At 47.1% G+C, this 25,783-nt stretch carries 18 protein-coding genes; 12 read left to right on the plus strand and 6 right to left on the minus strand.

What is annotated here, in order from left to right; translation table 11 throughout:
* The first annotated feature begins 28 nt into the window (after positions 1-28).
* Both MHB43_RS14185 and MHB43_RS14190 read left to right on the plus strand, forming a co-directional pair.
* A complete protein-coding gene (locus tag MHB43_RS14185) occupies positions 29-1,375 on the plus strand; it encodes an NAD(P)/FAD-dependent oxidoreductase (protein ID WP_339308684.1) in 1,347 nt (448 codons plus the stop codon).
* A gap of 41 nt (positions 1,376-1,416) precedes the next feature.
* Positions 1,417-2,037 (plus strand): DUF1349 domain-containing protein, encoded by a 621-nt coding sequence (locus MHB43_RS14190; RefSeq protein WP_339308136.1) that lies wholly within the window; start codon positions 1,417-1,419, stop codon positions 2,035-2,037.
* A 230-nt stretch (positions 2,038-2,267) separates the two neighbouring features.
* Here the strand turns inward: MHB43_RS14190 and MHB43_RS14195 are convergent, their stop codons facing one another.
* Positions 2,268-2,741 (minus strand): SET domain-containing protein, encoded by a 474-nt coding sequence (locus tag MHB43_RS14195; RefSeq protein WP_091031152.1) that lies wholly within the window; start codon positions 2,739-2,741, stop codon positions 2,268-2,270.
* 196 nt (positions 2,742-2,937) lie between these two features.
* On the opposite strand from MHB43_RS14195, the gene MHB43_RS14200 reads away from it, so the two are divergent.
* Complete coding sequence (locus MHB43_RS14200; protein WP_017688769.1) at positions 2,938-4,494, plus strand: ABC-F family ATP-binding cassette domain-containing protein; 1,557 nt, start codon at positions 2,938-2,940, stop codon at positions 4,492-4,494.
* Between the two features lie 452 nt (positions 4,495-4,946).
* Positions 4,947-10,172: an S-layer homology domain-containing protein gene (locus MHB43_RS14205; RefSeq protein WP_405132174.1), complete on the plus strand. Its 5,226-nt coding sequence runs from the start codon at positions 4,947-4,949 to the stop codon at positions 10,170-10,172.
* A 168-nt stretch (positions 10,173-10,340) separates the two neighbouring features.
* Here MHB43_RS14205 and MHB43_RS14210 read toward each other — a convergent pair whose 3' ends face one another.
* Positions 10,341-10,901: an NAD(P)H oxidoreductase gene (locus MHB43_RS14210; RefSeq protein ID WP_405132175.1), complete on the minus strand. Its 561-nt coding sequence runs from the start codon at positions 10,899-10,901 to the stop codon at positions 10,341-10,343.
* 192 nt (positions 10,902-11,093) lie between these two features.
* Here MHB43_RS14210 and MHB43_RS14215 point away from each other — a divergent pair, with 192 nt between their 5' ends.
* The 4 genes from MHB43_RS14215 (at position 11,094) to MHB43_RS14230 (ending at position 16,295) form a co-directional block, all read left to right on the plus strand.
* A complete protein-coding gene (locus MHB43_RS14215) occupies positions 11,094-11,471 on the plus strand; it encodes a helix-turn-helix domain-containing protein (RefSeq protein WP_253509488.1) in 378 nt (125 codons plus the stop codon).
* 218 nt (positions 11,472-11,689) lie between these two features.
* Positions 11,690-13,525, plus strand: coding sequence for an assimilatory sulfite reductase (NADPH) flavoprotein subunit (locus tag MHB43_RS14220; protein ID WP_221819563.1), 1,836 nt, complete (start codon positions 11,690-11,692; stop codon positions 13,523-13,525).
* A gap of 53 nt (positions 13,526-13,578) precedes the next feature.
* Positions 13,579-15,300 carry an assimilatory sulfite reductase (NADPH) hemoprotein subunit gene (gene cysI, locus MHB43_RS14225; RefSeq protein WP_221819562.1) on the plus strand — a complete coding sequence of 574 codons (1,722 nt, stop codon included), beginning with the start codon at positions 13,579-13,581 and terminating at the stop codon, positions 15,298-15,300.
* Positions 15,301-15,578: 278 nt separating this feature from the next.
* Entirely contained in the window at positions 15,579-16,295 is a 717-nt protein-coding gene (locus tag MHB43_RS14230) for a YebC/PmpR family DNA-binding transcriptional regulator (protein WP_036608916.1), read from the plus strand.
* Between the two features lie 89 nt (positions 16,296-16,384).
* Here MHB43_RS14230 and MHB43_RS14235 read toward each other — a convergent pair whose 3' ends face one another.
* The 4 genes from MHB43_RS14235 to MHB43_RS14250 form a co-directional block, all read right to left on the minus strand.
* Complete coding sequence (locus MHB43_RS14235) at positions 16,385-16,873, minus strand: DMT family transporter (protein WP_221819561.1); 489 nt, start codon at positions 16,871-16,873, stop codon at positions 16,385-16,387.
* Positions 16,874-16,887: 14 nt separating this feature from the next.
* A complete protein-coding gene (locus MHB43_RS14240; RefSeq protein ID WP_221819645.1) occupies positions 16,888-17,586 on the minus strand; it encodes a helix-turn-helix domain-containing protein in 699 nt (232 codons plus the stop codon).
* A 45-nt stretch (positions 17,587-17,631) separates the two neighbouring features.
* Positions 17,632-18,057 carry a DMT family transporter gene (locus MHB43_RS14245; protein ID WP_036608521.1) on the minus strand — a complete coding sequence of 142 codons (426 nt, stop codon included), beginning with the start codon at positions 18,055-18,057 and terminating at the stop codon, positions 17,632-17,634.
* A gap of 518 nt (positions 18,058-18,575) precedes the next feature.
* Entirely contained in the window at positions 18,576-19,373 is a 798-nt protein-coding gene (locus tag MHB43_RS14250) for a Nif3-like dinuclear metal center hexameric protein (protein WP_405132176.1), read from the minus strand.
* A gap of 346 nt (positions 19,374-19,719) precedes the next feature.
* On the opposite strand from MHB43_RS14250, the gene MHB43_RS14255 reads away from it, so the two are divergent.
* From MHB43_RS14255 to MHB43_RS14270, 4 genes are all read left to right on the plus strand, one after another.
* Positions 19,720-20,316, plus strand: a complete 597-nt coding sequence (locus MHB43_RS14255) for a biliverdin-producing heme oxygenase (protein ID WP_405132177.1) — start codon at positions 19,720-19,722, stop codon at positions 20,314-20,316.
* A gap of 313 nt (positions 20,317-20,629) precedes the next feature.
* Positions 20,630-22,207, plus strand: coding sequence for a TerB N-terminal domain-containing protein (locus MHB43_RS14260; protein WP_405132178.1), 1,578 nt, complete (start codon positions 20,630-20,632; stop codon positions 22,205-22,207).
* 6 nt (positions 22,208-22,213) lie between these two features.
* Positions 22,214-23,557, plus strand: a complete 1,344-nt coding sequence (locus MHB43_RS14265) for an ATP-binding protein (protein ID WP_405132179.1) — start codon at positions 22,214-22,216, stop codon at positions 23,555-23,557.
* Positions 23,554-25,773: a DEAD/DEAH box helicase gene (locus tag MHB43_RS14270; protein ID WP_405132180.1), complete on the plus strand. Its 2,220-nt coding sequence runs from the start codon at positions 23,554-23,556 to the stop codon at positions 25,771-25,773. The genes MHB43_RS14265 and MHB43_RS14270 overlap by 4 nt, the downstream gene beginning before the upstream one ends.
* Positions 25,774-25,783 lie beyond the last annotated feature (10 nt).

A 25,783-nucleotide genomic window follows, 5' to 3' on the forward strand; every position in this document is an offset into this window, starting at 1 on the left:
TGTACCAAAAGGATGAGGAGGAACCATGATGACACAAGAAACGTATGACTTGATTGCGATTGGCACAGGAAGCGCGGCAAGCTCTGTAATCACCCGTTGCGCTGAAGCTGGCTGGAGAGTTGCTGTAATTGATGAACGTGAGTTCGGCGGAACGTGTGCACTGCGTGGCTGTGATCCCAAGAAAGTGCTGGCTGGAGCGGCTGAGCTGATTGACTGGAATGAACGGATGCAAGGGAAAGGAATTCAGGGACAGGCGACCATCAACTGGTCTGAACTTATGGCCTTTAAACGCACCTTTACCGAGAGCATACCTAGAGCAAGTGAAGATCAATTCAAACAGGCCGGAATGGATACGTTCCATGGTAAAGCTTCATTTGTCGATGAAGACCATATTCAAATTGGAGAAGAAGTGCTCCATGGCAAACACATCCTGATTGCTACCGGTGCAACACCTGCGCCACTTGAGATTGAGGGCTCAGAGCATCTTATATATAGTGATGACTTTCTGGATCTGGAACAGCTGCCGGATCGATTAGTTCTGGTAGGCGGTGGATACATTGCATTTGAGTTTGCGCATATTGCGGCCAGAGCCGGGACGGAAGTTCATATCCTGCATCGGAGTGAGCAGCCTCTGAAATCGTTTGATGCGGAGCTTGTAGAATCTTTGTTGCAAAAATCAAAAGAGATCGGCATTCATGTTCACTTGAACGCGGAGGTGAAGTCCATACGGCAAGAGGGGAACGCCTATGTTGTTCATGGCACACGTAATGGTGCAGATCACCAGTGGCAGTGCGGACTTGTCGTTCATGGAGCCGGGCGTGTTCCTAATGTGGATGGGCTGGAATTGGAGAAAGCCAACGTCAGCTACAGCAAAAAGGGGATTACGGTGAACGAGTACTTGCAAAGTGAAAGTAATCCGAGAGTGTATGCTGCTGGCGATGTAACGGATACAAAAGGGTTGCCTTTAACCCCGTTAGCAGGTCAGGAATCCCGGGCTGTATCGTTCAATTTGTTGGAGGGAAATCAACACAAACCAAATTATAAAGTGATGCCTTCCATTGTGTTTACTGTCCCTGCCCTTGGAGCTGTAGGTATGAGCACGGAACAAGCCAAAAAAGAGGGCTACGAGGTGCAGGTTAATGATATGTCGAAATGGTATACTTACAAGCGAACTCATGAAAAATTTGCCATGGCCAAAGTGGTGATCGACAAATCAACCGGACGTATTCTGGGTGCGCATGTGCTCGGGAGCAAAACAGAAGAATTGATCAACCTTTTTGCAATGGCGATTCAGTTCAATCTGACTATCGATCAGTTAAACACCATGAATTTTGCATATCCTACTGCTGCATCGGACGTGGGTTCTTTAATTTAGAAGTGATGATGAATGAACTCCCCTTTGGGACGGAAGGAAGGATGAAAACAACGATGTCATCGGATTTTATTGGGCTTCATGAAGGCAAGTGGACAAAGGAACCCGTTGCTGCACGGATGGATGGGGATCGTTTCGTTGTGGAAGCTCGGGAAGGCAGTGACTTCTGGGAGAACACATTCTACGGGTTCTGTCATCGGGATGGACATGCCATGCTTGCTCCATGGGACGGAACGGAAGCGATTGAGGTATCGTTTGATCTAAGCTCATTCACCCAATTGTATGATCAGGCTGGACTAATGTTATGGTACGGAGAAGACCAATGGATCAAGGCCGGAGTTGAGGTTAATGATGGCGTGGCACATGTTGGAGCTGTCGTGACGGATACGTATTCAGATTGGTCACTCTCTCCTGTGCCAGAGTGGGGTGGACGAATCGTAACAATCAGAGCCTCCTACAGTAATGAGGCTGTTGTCATTCGTGCTCGCACAGATGAGCATCCTTGGCGTACGATTCGGGTTGCACGGTTTGCCTATCCAACGAACAAACATGCAGGTCCATTTCTGTGTTCACCAAAGCGTGCAGGGTTCGAGGTAGCCTTTACCAAGTGGAGATCCACGACACCCGATCAAGACTTGCATACAGATCCGCCGATTACGGATTAAAACAAGTTCAGATGCACGATAAACAATGAAACATGAACAGGTGTATCTGGCTTAGAAAGCAAGACAACACAAATAAGCAAGTCTTCCATTAACGGAGGACTTGCTTATTTGTGTGTTTAAACTTTGGACTGTTAAAAGTCTCCAGTTACTCGTTTCATCATTCACCGGGGTCAGTGAGTTCTTTTCCCACATACAATAGAGTACTTGCGAACTTTACTTGAGTTTAACGTTTATTTACTCGTGTCCGTATCCAGGGACTGGGGTTCGGTCTCTTTTTCACCCTCATCATCATTGGACTTATTGAACTCAAGCATACGCTCCTCGTAATCATCAAGGAACCATAACGGGTCCATACTATCTTCCTCACCGTTGTAATTGATTACGATTTCTTCACCAGCCTTGATGTCTGTATACGCGTAGAAGTCAAAGGTGTGGTTATCAAAATTGATATCATAAGTAGCGTTGGGTTCATAGGAGTGGTTGATCAGACTGCCGTAACCGAGCAAAATAGCGGTATGATTCGCCCCATATTCGAACACGTAATCTTCCAGAATCGTTTTTTCCACATGCTCATGATCTTCATTTGGGTAAGGCACAACGGGTGCCTGATGAATAAGCGTTCCTTTGGCAATATCAACGGTAGCAAATACCCCGCGGTTAAACTCACCACCATCACCCAACTTGGATTGTTTCACTTCAATCATATTGTTCACCTGATGCTCTTCGAAGAGCTCCGTTCTATATAATAGTAATTCGTTAAGGCAAAATTTTAACCCATACTTTCATATAAGGCAAATTTCAGACAAAAAGGTGCAATATTTTTAATATGGCGTTGAGTTGTGCAGGATATAACGCTTATAATATACAAAGAATTAAGTCTATATAGAAAAGGTGTCATGAATGAGCATATTAAATGTAGAAAAATTAAGTCACGGTTTTGGTGACCGTGCTATCTTTAACGACGTTTCATTCCGCCTGTTGAAGGGCGAACATATTGGTCTGATCGGGGCCAATGGTGAAGGTAAATCCACCTTCATGAACATTATTACAGGAAAACTTCAGCCGGATGAAGGCAAGGTAGAGTGGTCCAAACGGATGCGTGTTGGTTATCTGGACCAGCATGCTGTATTAAACAAAGGCCAATCGATCCGTGACGTACTTCGTGGCGCGTTCCAGTATTTGTTCGACATGGAACAGGAAATGAATGATATGTATGGCAAAATGGGCGATGTTACCCCGGAGGAACTTGAACAACTACTTGAAGACGTGGGTACGATTCAGGATACGCTGACAAACCAGGATTTCTACATGATCGATGCCAAAGTGGATGAAACCGCACGTGGTCTGGGTCTGACGGATATCGGTCTGGATAAAGACGTCAATGACCTGAGTGGTGGACAGCGTACCAAAGTACTGCTTGCCAAGCTGCTGCTGGAAAAACCCGATATTTTGCTCCTCGATGAGCCTACGAACTATTTGGATGAATTGCATATCGAATGGTTGAAACGTTATTTGCAGGAATATGAGAATGCTTTTATTCTGATCTCCCACGATATTCCGTTCCTGAACAGTGTTATCAACTTGATCTATCACATGGAGAACCAGAATCTAACTCGTTATGTAGGCGATTATGATCATTTCCAGGAAGTGCATGAGATGAGAAAACAGCAGCTGGAGTCGGCGTACAAACGCCAACAACAAGAGATTGCTGACCTTAAGGATTTTGTGGCGCGTAACAAAGCAAGTGTAGCAACACGCAATATGGCGATGTCCAGACAGAAGAAACTCGACAAGATGGATGTTATCGAGATCGCCAAGGAGAAACCGAAACCGCAGTTCAACTTCCGTGATGCAAGAACATCTGGCAAGCTCATTTTCGAAACTAAAGGTCTTGTAATTGGATACAACGAACCGTTGTCCAGACCACTGGATCTGCGTATGGAGCGCGGACAGAAGATTGCCCTTGTTGGTGCGAACGGAATCGGTAAAACAACCCTGATGCGCAGTATTCTGGGTGAAATTCAAGCTCTGGAAGGAACCGTTCAACGTGGTGAACATCTGGAGATTGGTTACTTCCAGCAAGAGATGAAGGATGCCAACTACAATACATGTATTGAAGAGATCTGGCAGGAGTTCCCTTCATATACCCAATTCGAGGTGCGTGCTGCACTTGCAAAGTGTGGTTTGACTACAAAACACATTGAGAGCAAGGTAGCTGTACTAAGTGGTGGCGAGAAAGCTAAAGTGCGTCTCTGTAAGCTGATCAATAATGAAACCAACCTACTTGTGCTCGATGAGCCGACGAACCATCTGGACGTTGATGCCAAGGAAGAGTTGAAACGTGCGCTCAAGGCTTACAAAGGCAGTATTCTTCTAATCTCCCACGAACCGGAATTCTACCGTGATGTCGTTACGGAGACGTGGAACTGTGAGTCTTGGACAACAAAAGTATTCTAAATAGAGGTTGTTCAAGAAGTCCGCTTTTGATTACGAATCATGTGCGAGCTTGCGAACAAGCTCGAAGCGTGAGAAAAGGCGCGAATTTTGCTTGCAAAACAAGCAGAACTCGCGCCTTTTTTGTGTGGTTTTAACGAAAAATGTTTGAGCCCAATGCACAGTTGACAGCTTGAATAAGGCAATAATATAATTCAGGAAAGCAATTACATTTATATATTAGAAACCTGTTTCACTGCATAGGGGCAAAGAAAACACGGTATTCCGTATGGGTATCATTGCACTTAGAAGGGAAGACGGGTCTTTTTTTGCATTCAAATGAAACCGGTTTCATTAAAATAAGGAGGTGGACAAAACTCGTTACTGACCACTGGTTGCTGAGGATAGGCTGAACAACAACACCACGCGTTCAAGAACCATGCTTTCATCTTTCACGCCAAAGGAGAGAATGAACATTGGCTAAACTCAGGAAACCCATGATATTTATGTTATCAGCAACACTTGCGCTGTCTTCGGGACCGTTGATGCTACCGAGTAAGGCGTATGCCGATCTGAGCAGTATACCCGCCACGTTGTTGCAGGACGATTTTTCGGATGGGAATTACACGGAATCACCCGCGTGGAACGTAAGCTCAGGCAACTGGGAAGTGTTCGCTGACCCGACAGATGCGTCCAACTTTACGCTTTTCCAGAGCGATACCAATGAAGGCATCATCTCTACTGGAGACTCCATGTCGGACATGACCGTGTCCATGCGCTTTTATACAGGAGAAGGTAAAGGATTTCCGGGCATTTTGCCGCGGTTTCAGGATAAGAGCAACTTTTACTATTTTCAAATGCATGTTCCCAATAATAAACTCGTTTTCTCCAAACGGGTAAACGGATCAGACACAACTTTGAACACGGTGGACTATGCGTTTGCCAAAGATACATGGTACACACTCAAAGTGGTGTTATCAGGTACCACCATTCGCGGGTATATCGCGGAAAACGGCTCCGATCAGTTGGTATTTGATCTGGTCGATACTACATACGGGTCAGGTACCGTGGGCATTCGGAATAAGTGGCAGTCGTTACATGCAGATGACGTAATCATTGCCGAGCAGCCGCCTGGGAACGATATTCAGCTCTCCATTGCTGAGCAGACGGCGTCTTCGGTTTCACTGCAATGGTCTGAAATCGCGGGAGCATCAGCCTATCGCTTGTACCGTTCCTCTACGCCTGAAGGCGGCTATTCCCTGGTAACCAGTACCGGAACTTTGGAACACACGGATGAAGGATTGAGCGGGGATACGGTGTATTATTACAAGCTGGCTTATGAATACGGAGGTCTAACCGAATCATTATGGACTGCTCCGCTGGAAGTTCGGACGACAGCATCGGCACCACAGGCTCCTGGCGAATTAAAGGCCGAAGCACTCAACGCAACAAGCGTGAAGCTATCTTGGTCCGCCGTGGACAAGTCAACTGGTTATCGCGTGATTCGGGCCAAAGCTGGCAGTGAGCAATACGAGCAAATCTATGAAGGTAAAGGGCTCACATTCACGGATAATGCACTTGAGCCGGGCAACAGCTACAACTATCGCGTAACAGCCTATAACGCAGCTGGGGAGTCAGCATTCACTGTTGCAGAAGCCACGACATACTCCATTGACTCTCCAGCAGAGTTCGCTGCCACAGCTGTGACGGACACATCAATCTCTCTGGGGTGGATTGTCTTGCCTGGATCTGATGTAACGTATATCGTGTCCCGTGCAACCAGTGCTACGGGTACGTATCAGCAGGTCTATAGCGGCAATGAAAACACGTTTAACGATGGCGGTCTGACGATGGGCACAGGATATTTTTACATCATCCAGGCGACCGTGGACGGCGTAACTTCTCCAGCATCCGCACCGTTGGGTGTTACGACGATTCGTACAAGCATTACACCGGGGCAACTGTGGCCGGATCTGGACGGTAAGCAGATTGATGCGCATGGGGCAGGCTTTTTCTATGATGAACAGACGGAGATGTATTACTGGTATGGTGAATACCACACGGGCGGATGGCCAGCGGTTGGTGTGCGTGTGTATTCATCCAAGGATCTGATGAACTGGACGGACCGAGGCATGGCTCTAACGACACTTCAATCCATGGATGATTTTGACAATGACCCGTTGATCTCCGAATTGTATGCGGGGCGTGAAGACCGCGTGGATATCTGGGCAGATATCCGCAAAGGACGGATTATTGAACGACCAAAGGTCATCTACAACGACAAAACGAAGAAATACGTGATGTGGGCTCACATGGACGGCGACAAGGACCCCTATAACGATAATGCGAATTACGGTAAGGCGCGAGCCGGTTATGCGATCAGCGACTCTCCAACAGGGCCTTTTGTGTATCAGAAGAGTTACCGGATGGACAGAGCTCCCGAAGGGGAGAAAGATTTCTTCCCAAGCGACCGGGGTATGGCACGTGACATGACGTTGTTCAAGGATGATGACGGTACCGGTTACCTGATCTACTCGAGCGAAGAAAACCTGACGTTATATATCTCCAAACTGAATGAAGACTATAGTGACGTAACAGGGTGGCATAAGGAAGGACGAACGGATGACAAAGGCAATCCGGTACGAGATTCCACCTATCAGGCGGAATACGGCGTCGATTACGTGCGAGTGTTCCCGGGAGGGCAACGTGAAGCACCGGCGATGTTCAAGTATCAGGGGAAATATTATATTTTGACTTCCGGAGCTTCCGGTTGGGCCCCTAACGAAAACAAAGTGACGGTGGCGGATAACATTTTTGGCCCGTGGTCAACGCAGACCAATCCGTTCGTGCGTACGTTGCCAACTGATCCCGATCCAGGCAAGGCATTTGGCACACAGACCACATCCGTCATTCCGGTCGATCCGGAAAAAGGCAAATTCATTTACGTAGGGGATACGTGGAATGGTGGCAATTTCTCGAATGATGCTGCAAAATACGTGTTCTTGCCAATTGAGTTTGGAATAGGCTCCGACATCGCGATCAAGTGGTATAACAGCTGGACACCTGATCTGCTGAATTCGATGGGCAAGGTAGATATTGCTGATCCCTTGCCAGAAGCCGTGGCGCTAGGCAAAGTACCATCCCTGCCAACAACGTTGAATGTGCGCGAGGGTGGAGCACTGGTATCAACGCCAGCAGTCTGGACGGTTGATAACCGGGCCATGACGGCAGAAGATTTTGCCAAGCCAGGACCGCTCACATTACAGGTAACCACACCGGAATATAACAACAAAAAGCAGGCGGTTCGTGTAAATGTCATTCCGGAGAATACAGTTTTTTTCGTGAATAGTGGTGGTTACGAAACGGCTGATTACAGTCTCATGGGTGCTTATATGAAGGGAACGCTTGCGAACCCGGAAACGGCGGATCAGATGTACGCTCCGTCTGAGGGATATAGTTGGGGGTATGTCAGCGCAGATGCACTGCCATCCGGTTCGAATGGCGGGGATATATTCTCGACCGTACGTTATCTCAACGGTGGCAATGTCAGCAATTCTCCTAAAGGCACGGATTTGACCTATACATTTGATGTGCCAAACGGGACATATGATGTATACGCCGGATTCAACGATCCGTGGACCAATACTTCGCGCAAAGCGAATTTAATCATCAATGGCGCCAACACGGGTGCAGTTACTTTTACGCCTGCCAGCGTTAGAGCCCACAAAGGCATCAACGTGTCGGACAACAAGCTGGAGTTGACTGTGCGCAATACGGCATCACAGGACCCGATGATTAGCTGGATTATGATCGTTAAACCTGACGCTGCACCACCTGCAAATGATAGTGCAGGCCTTAACGCTGATGCGTTAGATTCTACGAGCGCAACGCTTCACTGGGATGCTCATCTTGGTGCAGCAAGCTACAAGCTCTACCGCTCAGATCGTGAGCATGGAGAGTATAAGGTGGTCTATAGCGGCAATGGACGGGAGTACACGGACAGTGAACTGAACCCCGGCACGGATTATTATTACAAAGTGGAAGCTTTGGATGCGACGGGGCAATCCGTGAGAGGTGTATCTTCCGCTTATCAGGTGCAAACGGCTCAGCAGAACGCTGCCGATGTAGCTACAAGCATTACAGCATTGGAACAACCTTCCGCAGGTGCAAAAAAACTGAAGTTCCCATCCGTGCCGCAAGGTTTCACGGTGAAGATCTCTTCCAGTTCGGTACCGTCGGTCATTCAAACTGATGGAACGATTGTCCCACCATCTAAGGAAACAACAGTAACCCTGGAGTTGGAAATTACTCGAACTTCTGACGACAGTAGAGCCCTGACTGTACCGTTGATGGTGAAGGTGCTCGCATCTGTTCCTTCCCCTGGAGGCACGGACCCTGGTTCGGGTGGTAATTCAGGCGGCAATTCCGGTGGAAATCCAGGAAATGGTTCTGGTTCAGCCAACAATGACGGACAAACAGGAAGTGGTAACCCAAGTGCAGAGAATGGGGTACCACAACCTAAACCGGAGAAGGACCGTTCTGTTCTGGAGTTGCAGGGACAGTCTGATCAGAAGGGTGTAGTGCAGTCCAACGTGGATGTTTCAACGATTAAAGATGCTTTTAAAGTTGCCCCCTCAACAGATGCGGGTCAGCGCTTGGTCGAACTTCGGCTGAAGCCGGTTTCGGGAGCAACGGCATATGAATTGTCTCTGCCTGCCTCTGTGTTGATAGATCAGGGTGAGTCACATGTGTTCAACATTGTTACAGAGCTGGGAATGTTGGAGCTTCCTGCGACACTGTTAATGAAGGATATAGTTGGTGATGGGATTGCATCAATCCGATTGGTCAGAACAGAGCTGCCAAAAACAGTCGCAGATCAGCTCGGCACGCAATATGGAGTCCAGCTTGAACTTCAACTGGATGGTCAACCATGGCCATCGGAAAGCGGGTTGAACCTTCGTTTGCCTTTCCAATCCTCACAAAATGCTCAGCAGGATCGGATTGTAGCATTTGCCATTGGTGCGAACGGTGTGGCAACCCCGTTGCCGCAAAGTTACTACGATCAAAAAAGCGGGCAGCTTGTACTTTCCGTAACATCATTCACAGGAAGTTATGCTGTTGTGTCTGTGGAGCAGACATTCACAGATCTTGCAGAAGTGCTGTGGGCCAAGAAAGCAATGGAGGCTTTGGCTGTCCGAGGTGTAATTGATGCAGAGGCAAGCGGTGATTCCACGCAGTTACATCCAAAACAGGAGATGACCCGCGGCCAATACATGCAATGGTTGATGACTGCGCTGGGTTTGAATGCTTCTTCGGGGAATGCGTTCTCTGATGTAAACGAAAAGGCTCCGTACTACGAAGCAGTTACAGCTGCGCGTTCGCTAGGTATCACCAGTGGCACCGGTGACGGGCGCTTCCTGCCAGAGTCCACAATCACTCGTCAGGAGATGATGACGTTGACTGTGAGGGCACTTGCGGCGGCTGGGCTGGTTGACTCCGAGACGGCTGCAACAGATAACCTTACTCGTTTCCACGACGCTTCCGAGATTCGCTCCTATGCCCGGGATAGTGTCGCATTACTTGTGGATCTGGGCATCGCCCACGGGTACAACGGTGAGGTGAAACCACTTGCCGAAGCAACCCGAGCCGAATCGGCTACATTGTTATATGCGATGATGAGCAAACTGGTATGGAATAAATGATAATACACCAGAATCGTAACGTGTGAAAAAGAAGGCTTACTTTGACCTGGAACTCAGGTTGGATAAGCCTTCTTAATTGTGCGCCCTTCATGGGCGAAAAGTCGAATACTCAACGAACGAGTAACTTCCTATCTTTTTGCAGTTGTTATGTGTAATGTCTGCGAATTGTTAATTGTAATGTTTGCCGATTTGATATGCTTGCTCAAGCAAACCTTCAATATGTTCTTTGGATTCTGATATGGTTTCATAGAGGAATTCGACTCGGGATTCCTGCATTCTTGCATAACCTGCGATCCCGTTATTAAGATAATTGGAAATCATGTTGTAATAGTCGTATTTATGGAATGAAGCCTCCGTTCCTCCAGCTAGTGCAATCCACAGTGCCTTTTTGGAGTTTGCCTTGTTCAGCAGTCCCATGTTCCATACCTTGTCCAGATAAGCTTTGAGCATGGAGGGAACGTTGTACCACCAGACCGGGAAAATAAATACAATAGCATCAGCCGCAAGCACACGATCCAGCTCTTTGCGAATCACAGGGGCATGCTGTTTATCGGGATTTTGCCAGTCTCGCTCATCTTCAACACGATATAGGGGATCGAATCCGTCATGATATAGATCGAGGATATCGATTTCATGGGAATTCTCCTGCATACCTTCTATAAAACGATTCATCACAGCAAATGTTAGGGAGTCCTGTCTTGGGTGAGTAACGACCAGTTTAACTTTCATGTAGGAGTAACCATCCTTTTTTCTTTTGATTTTTTTGGTTAAACATTCTGACCAATGTTATTATAAGTTTCATGACATCTTATTGAGAAGTACGCACCTGAGAGTGCTGTAGATACCTTGGGGTTCTTCGGTTACTTTTAATAACGGGTATACATATATGTGAATTGTGGGGGAGTACAAGTGGAACAAGAAATGAAAAAATATGAGAGTGGTGTGCAGGCAATGCTGGAACTGGTCGGTGGAAAATGGAGGATTCTTATTCTGCATCAGCTGATATCAGGTAAAAAACGAACAAGCGAACTTCGTAGAGCCATTCCTGGCATTACCCAGAAGGTTTTAACCCAGCAGCTGCGTGAACTGGAAAAGAATGAAATCATTCATCGGATCATTCATCCCCAGATTCCGCCCAAGGTAGAGTATGAGCTGACAGAGTACGGCTTGACACTACAGGACATCATTGACCGCATATGTCTGTGGGGAGAAAATCACTTGGACAGAGTATACGGAGATAAAAGCAGAGTGCTGGGAAATGATTTTAGTGACTATATTCCACTTTCCACTTCAACTTGAGCTGGCCGCCAAATTAAAAAATAAAACAAAACCGTCCTTGATTTGAAAGGAGGGTTTTTGTTGTTTTTTGTCCTTTATCAGCGAAACTGATAAATGCTATAAAATCATTGAAATTGACCCTCAACACCCGGTGTGTTAGGTTTTAGAGAGAAGAAATTAAATTAATGTGATGATTTTAGTCGGAATTAAAATCGAAGCAATGCGCGAGGTGGCAAACAGTGGAACTTCAAGTGACAAACAGCCCTTTTAATCAAGAACAAGTTGAACTGCTTAATCGTCTTATTCCTACATTGACCGATGGACAACGTACTTGGTTGAGCGGATATATTGCAGCAATTCAGGCAAGCGCGACAATAGCAGCTCCAGCTAACCTGGTACAGGCTGCACCAGCTACAGGTATTGCACCTGTCAGTGCTCCGCCAGTATCCCGGGAAGTTACCGTGCTTTTTGGTTCACAAACCGGGAATTCCAGTGGCCTATCGAAAAAGCTGGCCAAGAAACTTGAAGAGCAAGGTCTTCAGGTAACGTTGTCATCGATGGGAGATTTCAAACCGAACGGACTTAAGAAAATTGAAAATCTTCTCATCATCGTCAGTACGCATGGCGAAGGCGAACCACCGGATAATGCGATTCCGCTGCATGAATTCCTGAACAGCAAACGGGCTCCAAAGCTTGAAGGACTTCGTTACTCGGTGTTGGCTCTGGGAGATACCTCCTATGAGTTCTTTTGTCAGACAGGTAAGGATTTCGATAAACGATTGCAGGAATTGGGGGGTACAGCTCTTGTACCGCGCGTGGACTGTGATGTTGATTTTGATGAAGCAGCTGCGGAGTGGATGAATGAAGTACTGGCATCTTTAAGCAGTACATCTGCTGCTGCGAGTATGGTAACCACTGAGGGTGTTACAGCTGCGGTGAGCGGCGGGGAATCCGAATATGATCGCACGAATCCATTCAAGGCTGAAGTGTTGGAGAATCTCAATCTGAATGGCAGAGGATCGGACCGTGAAACACGCCACATTGAGTTGTCATTGGAAGGCTCCAGCCTGGACTACGAGCCAGGTGACAGCCTTGGGGTATTCCCTGAGAATCATCCGCGCCTTGTCGATGAATTGATTGCAGCCATGGGATGGAATGCCGATGAACGCGTGACCGTGAATAAAAACGGCAATCAGGCATCTGTGCACGAAGCGTTGCTGCGTTATTTTGAAATTACAGCTGTGACGAAACCGGTCGTGGAACAACTTGCGAAACTGAATCCTGGGAGTGGCCTGACGGCGTTACTCGCAGATGATTCCGAATTCCGTACAGTCATGAATAGCTGTGATCTGCTGGATCTGGTTCAGGATTATAATCTGAAAGGGATTCCTGCTACAGAATTCGTAGCTTCTCTTCGCAAAATTCCGGCACGTCTTTACTCCATAGCGAGTAGTTCGAAGTCTTTCCCGGATGAAGTTCATCTTACCGTTCGCTCCGTACGTTATGAAGCGCGTGGCAGAGAACGTTACGGTGTATGCTCGGTACATCTTGCTGAACGAATCGAAGCTGGCGATACCTTGCCTGTATATATACAGCATAATCCGAATTTCAAGCTGCCTGAGAACCCGGATACACCGATCATCATGATTGGCCCAGGTACAGGTGTAGCACCGTTCAGATCTTTCCTTGGTGAGCGTGAAGAAACAGGAGCAGAGGGCAAGACATGGCTGTTCTACGGAGATCAGCATTTCGCCACTGACTTCTTGTACCAAACGGAGTGGCAGCGTTGGCTCAAAGATGGTGTGCTCACGAAGATGGATGTAGCCTTCTCACGTGATACGGAACAGAAAGTGTATGTACAACATCGCATGCTGGAACACAGCAAAGAACTGTACCAGTGGCTTCAGGAAGGGGCAAGCGTGTATATCTGTGGTGACGAGAAAAAAATGGCACATGATGTGCATGCTGCGCTCACCACGATTCTTGAACAAGAAGGCGGTTTATCGTCTGAGCAGGCATCGGAATATCTGACACGGTTACAGCAGGAGAAACGTTATCAGCGGGACGTCTATTAATTACCGGCCCAGCCGGACTGCACCATCCCGCAGAGACGAGAGGAGAAAGCAGCATGGTTTATAATAACTTACTTAACCCACAGCGCACGAATAGCGATGTGGAAGATATAAAGATCAAAAGTGATTACTTGCGCGGAAGTCTGACCGAGACGTTGGCCGATCGCATCACGGGTGCAATTCCAGAGGACGACAACCGTCTGATGAAACACCACGGCAGTTATATGCAGGATGACCGTGACCTGCGTAACGAGCGTCACAAATCCAAGCTGGAGCCGGCATACCAATTCATGTTGCGTGTACGTGCTTCCGGTGGGGTTGTAACCCCGGAGCAGTGGTTGATGATGGATCGGGTAGCACATAAATATGCGAATGAGACGATTCGTCTGACCACACGTCAGTCTTTCCAACTGCATGGTGTACTGAAGTGGGATCTTAAGAACACCATTCGCGAAGTGAATGATTCGTTGTTAAGCACACTGGCTGCATGTGGTGACGTAAACCGTAACGTGATGTGTAACCCGAATCCGAATCAATCCGATGTGCATGCTGAAGTGTATGAGTGGGCATGTCAGGTGAGCAATCATCTGGACCCTCGCACCCGGGCTTATCATGAGCTGTGGCTGGACGGAGAGAAAGTGATTGATTCCCAGGACTCCGACGAAGAAGTTGAACCAATCTATGGCAAAGTGTATTTGCCACGGAAGTTCAAGATCGGCATTGCTGTACCACCATCCAATGATGTGGATGTCTATTCACAGGATCTTGGCTTTATTGCTATTGTGGAGAACGGCAAGCTGCAAGGCTTCAACGTTTCCGTTGGTGGTGGCATGGGCATGTCTCATGGTGACTCGAAGACCTATCCTCAGGTGTCCAAAGTCATTGGGTTCTGTACGCCAGAGCAAATGATTGATGTTGCGGAGAAAACAGTCATGATTCAGCGTGATCATGGAGATCGTGCCGTTCGTAAACATGCTCGTTTCAAATATACGCTGGATGACCGTGGTGTGGAGTGGTTCATAGAAGAGTTGACTACCCGTTTGGGTTGGAAACTGGATGCAGCACGTCCGTATCATTTTGAGACTAACGGAGATCGATATGGTTGGGTAAAAGGCAATAATGGCAAATGGCACTACACGCTGTTCATTCAGAATGGTCGTGTAAAAGATGTAGACGGCTATCCGCTCATGACGGGTCTGCGTGAAATTGCCAAAGTGCATACGGGTGATTTCCGACTGACTGCGAACCAAAATCTGATCATCGGTAATATTAGCAGCCAGAAAAAGAAAAAGATTGAAGCGCTGATTCAGCAGTACAATCTGACCGATGGTGCACATTACTCTGCGCTACGCAGAAGTTCCATGGCTTGTGTTGCGCTTCCGACTTGCGGTCTCGCGATGGCTGAGTCCGAACGTTACTTGCCGTCCCTGATCGATAAACTGGAGCCTGTACTCGACGAAGCTGGGCTGAGAGACGAAGAGATTGTCATTCGGATGACCGGCTGCCCGAACGGATGCGCAAGACCGATGCTGGCAGAGATTTCATTTATAGGTAAAGCACCTGGGAAATACAATATGTATCTCGGTGGCAGCTTCACCGGACATCGCTTGAATAAGCTGTACAAAGAAAACATTGGTGAAACCGAGATTTTGGACACGTTAACTCCAATGGTGAACCAGTATGCCAAAGAGCGCAATGAAGGGGAACATTTCGGAGACTTTGTCATTCGTGCCGGTTATGTTCCTGAGGTGTTGGATGGTCGACAATTTCACGCTTAATTGACCGGGTAAGATAACTGAAATTAGGACTGATTTAGGGCGGAAGCATTCCTTTATGGGGTGCTTCTTGTCTGCTATATATGGAGTGAAGAGAGGTAACGTTAGTTGCTGCTGAGAGATTTATGAGAGGATAAACTGAGGCTAATCTTCAAATGGAGATGGATAATCACCGCAGTTATTCCCATTATTTCGTGTGTATTAACTTGTTGAAGTACGCTCAACAAGATATAATGGCATAGTAGAAAGCAGATTAAATGTTGAAAGTGAGCGGAAACGATATGGGTCGTAAGTGGAATAATATCAAGGAAAAGAAAGCTTCAAAAGATGCAAACACGAGCCGGGTCTACGCTAAATTCGGCGTTGAGATCTATGTAGCTGCCAAGAAGGGCGAACCGGACCCGGAAGCGAACCGTGCACTGAAAGTCGTGCTGGAACGTGCCAAAACGTATAATGTACCCAAAGCCATCATTGATCGTGCGATGGAAAAAGCAAAAGGCAGCGGGGATGAGAACTATGAAGAGCTGCGTTATGAAGGCTTCGGACCGAATGGTGCGATGGTCATCGTTGATGCACTCACTAACAATGTAAATCGTACAGCGCCGGAAGTGCGCTCTGCGTTTAACAAAAACGCGGGCAACATGGGTGTCAGTGGTTCTGTTGCTTACATGTTTGATCCAACAGCGGTTATCGGTATAGAAGGCAAAAACTCCGAGGAAGTACTGGAACTTTTGCTTGAAGCAGATGTGGATGTACGTGATATCGTGGACGAAGACGATGCTGTCATTGTATATGCAGAACCCGATCAATTCCACGCTGTACAAGAAGCATTCAAAGCTGCTGGTATTACTGAGTTCACAGTAGCCGAGCTGACCATGCTTGCGCAAAACCATATTGAACTTCCAGAGGATGCACAAGCTCAGTTCGAGAAACTGATCGATGCGCTTGAGGACCTTGAGGATGTTCAGCAGGTTTACCATAACGTAGAGTTCGTATAAGATAGCGATACGATATGTAGTAGTATGATTGCAAAAAAAGAGTGTCTGACCAATCTCCTGGATTGGACAGACACTCTTTTTTTGTTTGTTTATGAGTTGGACTGTAGTGTTCCAGGGGACTTATCTGATTTTTCCGATTTACCCCCACCGAACTTGAACAATACAATTCCGCCAACAATGACAAGTACACCGAGCAGCTGATTCCACGAAAAAGGAATTTGCTCCAGACCAAGCCACCCCATGGAATCAAACAATAGAGCAAAGCTCAGTTGGGATGTCAGCACGATCGAGATGGCATACGTGGGGCCAAGCAGCTTCATGCCTTGCACAAGACAGAAGACCACGCCAACGCCGATGGCTCCACTGAGCCAGTACCAGGGTTGCATATGCTGGAAGCTGAATGTATTTTTGCCCTCTACCAGCAGAGAGATGAGGAAAGAAGCAAGGAATCCGGTGAAAAGCACCATCGTTGTTGTGGACCATGAACCAGTGCGCTCATTGACTTTGCTATTAAAAATCGTTTGCAGACTGACAAGTGCACCTGCCAGTAATGCAAGCGAAATACCTGTGATTAACATGGTTGTCGAACTCCTTATTCATAAATATTGTGACCTGTTATTTCCCTTAGACCGGCTCTATCCTTGATCATAATCAATCCTTGATGTCGTTCAATTAACCCGTCTGCACAGAGCTTCTGGATGACCCGGTTCAGGTGTCGGTAACTGGTGCCGATCAGATTCGCGATGTCGGTCAGATTGAACGCGTCCAGTTCTTCATGAACCACGTTGCCAGCTTCTTCTGTCGAGATGGAGAGCAGGTAGCTGGCTAGACGAACCTCAACGGGATACATCAGGTTGAAATTGGAAAAGTTCGAGTCGATATAGAACTTGTGTGAGATGATTTTGAGCAAAAATTTAAGCAAAGGTGCATAATCGCTGGCAAGCTCAGCGAGCCATTGATAATGAATGCGAAGCATCACCACAGGTGACACGGCCTGAACCGTATTAACAATATCGCTTTCACGGACATACTCTATGTCACCGACCACTTCAAGCGGTGTTTTGAAGCAAAGCACCAGCGTTTTGTCCTGTGCGGAGGTTGTGAAAATCTTGATTTTACCCTCAACCAGTACGTACAAATATTCGGAAGCTTCCCCTTCACGACAGATCAGTTCACACTTCTCAAAGTGGCATAACGTCATATGTGCACGCAGGGGCTCGTGAAATACAGTTTCGAGTTGATATTGCTTCAAATATTGCATTAATTGTTGCTCGTTATGGAACTCTTGCACGCTGTGATTCACCCCCGACGATATGTTTCAATCCTTCTCCATAAATTATAGTTTCATAATAATGACACCAGTCACCATTAAGGCAATGCCCAGAAATTGTGGCAGTTTCATCTTCTGTTTCACAACGCCAAACCATCCGTTACTATCGACCAGGAAGGTTAGGAATAGCTGAGCAATCAACAGAGCAGAGATCGTGAATGTAACCCCGATTTGCTGAATGGCCGTCACTTCGCTGAAAATAATGACGGCGCCAAAAGCACCTCCCGCCAGATACATAGGTTTTACTTGTTTGAGTCCTTGAAGGTTGGTGTCTCTAACAAACATTAGGATCAGCGCCGCTAAGATGAATCCCGTCAGTTGTGTAATCGTAGCGGCCTGCCATGTGCCCATGTCGGTGCTAATCCGAGTATTGGCAACCCCTTGAAGCGTGATACACGCGCCGCCCAGTAATGCAAAAATAATTCCTCTCATATGTACGCTCCTTATTCAATCACTTCGACTTCTATTATTAAATGATAAATTGACTCTGAACGCCAAGGACAAATGTCCTGAGCTTTGAAGTCACAGCATCTAGAGTACTATAAAGAACTCGGTAAATCCAGATGGGGCATGAAGAGATGCGTGGTATATGTGCTCAGTACTCATTTTTCATCATAGTCTAACGAACCAGTGACACCTTATTGTACTGATTTGGTTGAACTGAGAAATCTAACGAATCTCAGCGACGCTAATTGGGCTATGTTGGGTAGATATGGACGGTAAACAGGGGGGAATGGAGGAATAGGGTGTCTACGATTCGTTACTTTTGAAAATCGGCAAATATTCGCTCAATAGAGTGTGTCAGGTTCGTTAGCTATCCAAGAAATGTAACGAGAGTCTACCCAGTGTACCCCGGAGCATAGAAAGTATCCAAAGCTCCGGGGGAGGATAGGCAATGATATTAGAAGCAATCAGCTAGAGATTCTCTCCGTACAAATCCAATAATATTATCAGATCACAGTGTATACAGGCTTCTCGCCTACAAAACGAACGGACAGTTCAGGAAAACGTTCTGCCAACCTGTCTGCCAATAGCTTCATTCCCGGAGCTTCGCTCTCGGCATGTCCCATCATGATCAGTGCCTGGGACTTGCCTTGTTGCACGGCATCACGGATATATTCCGGTGTCTCCCATTCGAATCCTTCTCCAGCGATGATGAGATCCAATTGCTCATTCTGAATCAAGGGAATCGTCACATGTCCATTACCACGAAATCCTACCAGTACCGCTGCGCGTCTACAGACTATTTCCGCATTGCCTGCAACGCGTACATAATCGATGCCCAGGGAACTTTTCACATGGTGAGCAATAGCTTGGGCGGTGCTTCCTTCCGGAAAAGAAAGGACGTCTGCTTCCGGTAGTCGTTGCTCTACATAAGAGGACCACCCCAATGCCCGAATCAGTCCTTCGGTAATGCCATCCGGTTGGAAGCGGTGGATGATATCATGACATCGATAGATGGAAATGCCTGCTTCGTTGATCAACTTTCTTTTGTCCACATAAACCGAATCATTTGCAAGCCAATCCGTATGACTGTGATGGTTGTAAAACGGAGATTCATGCGCAATGATCAAGTTCGCACCTTCCTGTATGGCTTGTTCAATAACATAATGTGTGGGCATAAAAGCAATGATAATGCCTGTGACCTTACGATCAAGTGAGCCCGTAATGAGCTGATCTACCGTGTTTTCCGGCAATTCAATGTTATCTGTGAGATGAAGTACAACGTCTTGAACAGTAAGATCCATAGAATGCATTCCTCCAATGACAGGATATAAAGTTAGTGTACCATGTTGGCATTTGAAATCTACTGCCTTCCAGATTATAGGGTCGTTTTTATTGTTTTCGGTTAATACTTAAACATACAGATTACAGTCGGTTAAGATAACAACGGAGCAATGAATTGGGCTGTACACGGATGTTGGATTCATATAGTTTTCTCAAATAAGAATAAGTATACTTACATAGAGCCTTTGTTTGTATTAAATGGAGCTGACTTCAAGGAAAGCAGTTTCCATTTCAATATACTGAGAATCAGTTGAGGTCCGCATTCATTTGCAACAATAGAACAGATTGTGAAAGGGGATAAATACGATGACAGCAACAACTATTATGGAACGTCTGAAGAGCGAGACAGCTCATTATCACAGACAAGTAGAACAGAACCCTTATGCAAAAGCCATTATGAATCAAACCGTGAATATAGAAGAATATAGAACATATTTAGAGAAATTTTATGGATTCCTGAAACCGCTGGAGGATCAGGTTGTACAGCAGCCTTTCTGGGGAAGTACGGGACTGGATATTGAGATTAGAGGCAAGGCTGGACTCTTGGAAAAAGATTTACGAAATCTGGGTGCCAGTGAAGAGGAAATCAGCCAACTTCCGCTCTGTGAAGAACTGCCGGATATTTCAACACCTGCCCGTTTGTTCGGATATCTGTATGTAATTGAGGGGTCCACGAACGGTGGACAGATTATGACCAAACGTTTGTCGCAGTTCCTGCCGATTGAGGCGGATCGTGGATTGGAATATTTCAACGCCTACGGCTCAGAGACAAGAACAAGATGGAGCGAGTTTACAGGTTTGCTGCAACAGTCCATCAGTACTCCAGAAGATCATGACAACATGGTACACAGTGCATCAGAGACATTCCGACTGCTGGACCAGTGGATTAATACGGACAAGTAACATCCCTTATATAACATCATGAGAGGAGATTTTCCTGGCCATGGCCGAACCGAAGTCCAAGAAAGAACAAAAAGTGAGGGGAAAATCGCGCAATTTTCGTGTGATTACGTCTGTGCAACGTTCGATTTGACTAAGATATCATCAATTTGTGAAAAAGTTAAAAATACTTGATAAAAAGAGGGCAGAAATGCCTTCTTTTTTGTGTTCAGGAATGTCTAAATTTCGTCACCGCAGACACAGGACAAGTGATATAATGATCCCTATGGATACACTTGTTCGTATTCTGTCTTGGAGGAGGGTGAGATAACGTTCTATGAAAGATAACTCAAGACAATTGGAATTTATGGAGATAGATCTGAGTGAAGAACCTGAAACAGCAGCAGTGCCGGTTCCTGATCGTTCAACCATTGTGCAGTCTGCACATGATACGATGCAGCATCGTGGAGGCATATTGTCCTCAGAGAAACGTTTTGTAGAGGAAGCAAAGCGGTGGGCAGAGATGGAGGGGGATGTATCCCCGTGGGTTCCCTTTATGAGTTACTGGCCAACGTATGGCGTGATGAATGATGCCCAGCGCAAGTGGTATATGTTTTGGAGGAAGGAAGTACGTCAGGGGAGATACCCGGATACCGATCTGTCCTATCTATTTGTTCATATCTACGAGTTAATTAACGGCATTGGCTGGCAGAATCCTCAGGATGGTTATGATCAATTGAAGCAGCTATGGGTGAACTACCGTGAACGGCTGCCCCAATTAAATATATATATGCAAGAGTGGATAGTCGATTATGTGCTGGTCCATCAGATGGAGATGTCCTTATCCGAGGTCATGGTCCTTTCGGGCGGATACCTGCCAGCAGAGATGCTGGATAGGGAGCTGCAACGTATTTTACAGGATAAGGTATCGGATATCTCGCTGAATATGCTGCAAAGATACTATGATTACGATATTACACTCAGTAAATTCTATAGAGATGGCGGCAAAGAAGTGATGGAGCAGTACATCCCGCGGGTCATGGCTTTGGTTGATTCGTACCTGGAACGTGCGCGACAAGTTGGACTGTTGCCTGAGTGTGATCCTAACGATGAACGCACGATGGAGCGCATTCTGTTTCGCAAAGCAGTCTATGATGATTCGATCTATGGAAGATCGGTATCGTTCAGATATATGCCCATAGGTGAACAGGCTGAATTTGTGCAGATGGTTACGCGGATCTATCGATGTACTGAAAATAAACTTCGTGAACTGCTCGGATTCAGAGGCCGATTGCGAGGACAGACTCTTGAACCCGAACTTGCGAATCTGATTGAGCGATACCTGGACAAAACATACGCGATCGAACAGGCGAAGTCCGTGGAACAACCGATGATTCGTATTGATTCAGAGAAATTGGCGTCTTTACAGCAGGAAAGTGAGTACGTGCGATTGGCGCTTACAATTGAGGATGATCACCCTTCTGAAGTGAAGGATGAAGAGGTTAATAGCGCAAATGTTACAAGTAATCCATTCGATGTACTGGAAGCAAGGAATGAGATCACTCCAACTGAAGGTTCTATGGAGTCGGAGCCATCTGCAGTAGAGATTGCAACAGGAGCGCAAGTAGAATCGATTAGGTTGCAGTGGGACGAGTCTACTGAGGCTGATCTGGATGAAGAATGGCTGCTCTTTGCCAATGAACTCTCCCCTCAGCAGGTGCAAACGATTCATGTCCTTCTTGGCGCAAGTCCAGATACGGAGCTGATGCGTCTGGCTGAGCAATATGGAACGATGCCTACGCTTCTGCTGGATGAAATTAATGATGTGGCTATGGAAACGATCGGTGATCTTCTGATTGATGGTGATCGGATTGTTCCTGATTATATAGATGTGTTCGAACATGTGAAGAGGTGATACGCAGTGACAGAACTTAAAATACCAAAGCGGCTGACCACCGCGCTTGTAAATTCATTGACAGCTGGTGTTGTCCCGCGCATAGGACTGGAGCAGATTGCTGTTGGTCGGAAACCGGAAGTGGAAGCCATTTTGCGGGATATGGACAATATTGCGGAGGGCGGCGCAGCGTTTAAACTCATTACGGGTCGTTACGGCAGCGGTAAAAGCTTTCTTTTGCAAATGATTCGTAACTATGCGATGGATCGGGATTTCGTTGTGGCAGATGCGGATCTGTCACCAGAGCGCCGATTGGTGGGAACCAAAGGCCAGGGACTTGCCACATATCGCGAACTGATGACTCGTCTGTCTACACGCACACGCCCGGATGGGGGAGCGTTGGAGCCGATTTTGCAAAAATGGATCGCAGGGTTGCAACAATCCACGATGCAGAGTCAGAACCTGCGCCCGGATGATCCCGCTCTGCCGCTTGAGGTAGAGAAGCAGATCTATGCAGTGACGGGTGAGATGCAGAATCTGGTTCACGGTTTTGATTTTGCCAAAGTACTGGCGTCGTACTGGAACGGGTACAAGCTTGCTGATGATGATCGCAAACAGGCAGCACTTCGCTGGCTTCGAGGAGAATTTGCAACCAAAACGGAAGCGAAAAAAGAACTGGCTGTTGGGGTTATCATTGACGATGATAACTGGTACGACTACTTCAAATTGTGGTCTGAATTCACAGCGCGCATTGGTTACAAAGGATTGCTGTTGTTCATTGATGAAGCAGTGAATCTGTACAAAATTACAAACAGTGTCTCCCGTCAAAGCAACTATGAGAAATTGCTGACCATGTTCAATGATACGATGCAGGGCAAGGCGGAGCACCTAGGCATATTTGCAGGTGGTACGCCGCAATTTGTAGAGGATGAACGGCGCGGATTATACAGTTATGAAGCGCTTCGCTCCAGGCTTATTGATGGTCGTTATGCAGCCAAAGCGTATGCGAATTACACAGGTCCGATCCTGAAGTTGACGATGTTATCGCATGAAGAGATTCTGATTCTGCTCCAGAAGCTGCGGCAGATTCATGCTCTGCATTTTGGATACAGCGCAAGTCTGACGGATGAACAATTGGTTGATTTTATGCAAACGGCGGTGAACCGACTGGGTGCGGATGAATTGCTGACCACGCGTGAAGTGGTACGAGATTTTATGGATGTACTGCATACGTTACACCAGAATCCTGAAGTGACTTATACTCAATTACTTGGCGAGCGGGTTGCCAAACCTCAGGAAACAGATAAAGAGGCAGATGCTTCAGCGAATACGGATGATCTGGACGATTTCCTGGCGGAGTTTGAATTATGAGTGATAATCCGTTCTATCGGCTGGCGCCGTTTGTTCAGGAATTTATTTATAAAAAAAGATGGGAATCGCTGCGTCCTGCCCAGATTGAGGCCTGCAATATCTGTTTTCATACCCCGCATCATATGCTGATTGCGGCGGGAACGGCCTCTGGCAAGACGGAGGCGGCTTTTTTTCCTGCATTGACCGAGCTGTATGAACGGCCTTCCAAATCGGTTGGCATTTTGTATATTGGACCTTTGAAAGCCCTGATTAATGACCAATTTGAACGTCTTAAGGATCTGTTATCCGAAGGAAATATTCCGGTGTGGCATTGGCACGGGGACGTACCTCAGGCGGAGAAAACAAAACTGATGAAAAATCCGTCCGGTGTGCTCCAGATAACGCCTGAATCGCTGGAAGGTCTGCTCATGAATCGACCAAATGCAATCCCGGCACTGTTTCATGACCTGCGGTATGTCATTATCGATGAGGTGCATGCTTTCATGGGAGCGGATCGGGGGATTCAAGTACTCAGCGAGCTTGCCAGAATCGAGCGTATGGCTGGCTGTGCACCGCGAAGAGTGGGCTTGTCGGCTACACTTAGTGACTATGATGCGGCCACATCTTGGCTTGCTGCGGGAACGCAGCAGGGGGTGGATGTGGTCTCTTCCCCGGGCGGTCGCAAGTTGCGACTGCGGGTGGAACATTTCTCTTTTCCAGATGCACAGGACGAGGAGCAGGCGGAGCAGCTTCATAACGCACGTAAAGCATACTATGACTTCATCTATGAGAGCACACATCGTAAAAAAGCGCTGATCTTCACCAACAGCCGAACGGATGCTGAAGTCACCATTCTTGAGATGCGGCGAGTCGCGGCTCGCAGGCAAGAGCGTGATGTGTTCCATGTGCATCATGGAAGTATCTCCGCCATGCTGAGGGAAGAGACGGAAGCTGCCCTACGCACTGGATCGGGTCCCGCGGTTGCTGCGGCAACGGTCACGCTTGAACTGGGCATCGATCTGGGCGAGCTGGAACGTGTGGTTCAGCTTGGTGCACCGTATAGTGCTTCGAGCTTTGTACAGCGTCTGGGACGTTCAGGAAGACGAGAGGATATGGCATCAGAGATGCTTTTTGTATGTCCGGAGGAAGAGGACGAGGAAGCGCAATTGCCAGCGCGTATGCCGTGGACGTTGATGCGTGCGATTGCTGTTATCGAACTCTATGTAAAAACGAAGTGGGTCGAGCCGCTTGAAGCTCGCAAAATGCCCATAGGTGTGCTCTACCATCAGACGATGAGCATGTTGAAAAGTATGGGGGAGGCGGAGCCGAGAGATCTTGCAGAAGCCATCCTTTCGCTGGCTCCATTTGCGTTGATTAGAACTGATCAATATCAGGTTTTCCTGAATTACCTCATCGAGACGGATCACCTGCAATGGACAGAGGATCGAACATTGATTATCGGTCTGACAGGTGAAAAAATCGTGAATAATTATCGCTTCTACGCGGTGTTTAAGGATGATGAGGAACATAAAGTATTAAACGGCTCGGAAGAGATTGGTTCGATTACAACCGTACCCCCACCTGGCTATTGCTTCTCGCTTGCAGGAAAACTGTGGAAAGTGGAAGAGGTCGATCACAAGCACAAGGCTGTGTATGTGAAGTCAGCAAAAGGTAAAGTAGATACGTTATGGCTTGGAGCGGGAGGAGATATTCATACGTCGGTGGTACAGAAAATGCGTGAAGTGTTATCCGAATCGACCATCTATCCCTACCTGTCACCACAAGCCGTCAATCGACTTGAACGGGCGCGCCGCCTAGCTCGTGAAAGCGGACTGTTGAAGCAGGTCGTGATTCCGGCAGGGGGAGATTCGTTGTATGTTCTTCCTTGGGTGGGAAGTAAATCTTTCCGTACATTGGAGCGCTTGATGAAGCATAATCTGTCCAAGAAACTTGCCTTGCGTTCGGTTGTGCCCATGGAGCCATATTATTTTGTAGTGTCCGGCAAGGTCGATGAACGAACATTGTTAGCTGAGATTATGAGTGAGTGTCGAACGGCTGAAGACGCATCTACGTTACTGGCTGAAGATGAAGCGCCTTATCTGGGCAAGTATGATGAATTTGTCGCGCCGCCTTTGATCCGTGAGGCTTTTGCCGTAGATGGGCTGGATCTGGATGGATTGAAGGCAGGTTTACAACAAACATTGGAGTGGGACTCCTCAGGCTCCAATCGGACATGACGTTTTTACG

It is taken from the genome of Paenibacillus sp. FSL H8-0317, from assembly GCF_045040685.1.
In the GTDB taxonomy this organism is placed as follows: domain Bacteria; phylum Bacillota; class Bacilli; order Paenibacillales; family Paenibacillaceae; genus Paenibacillus.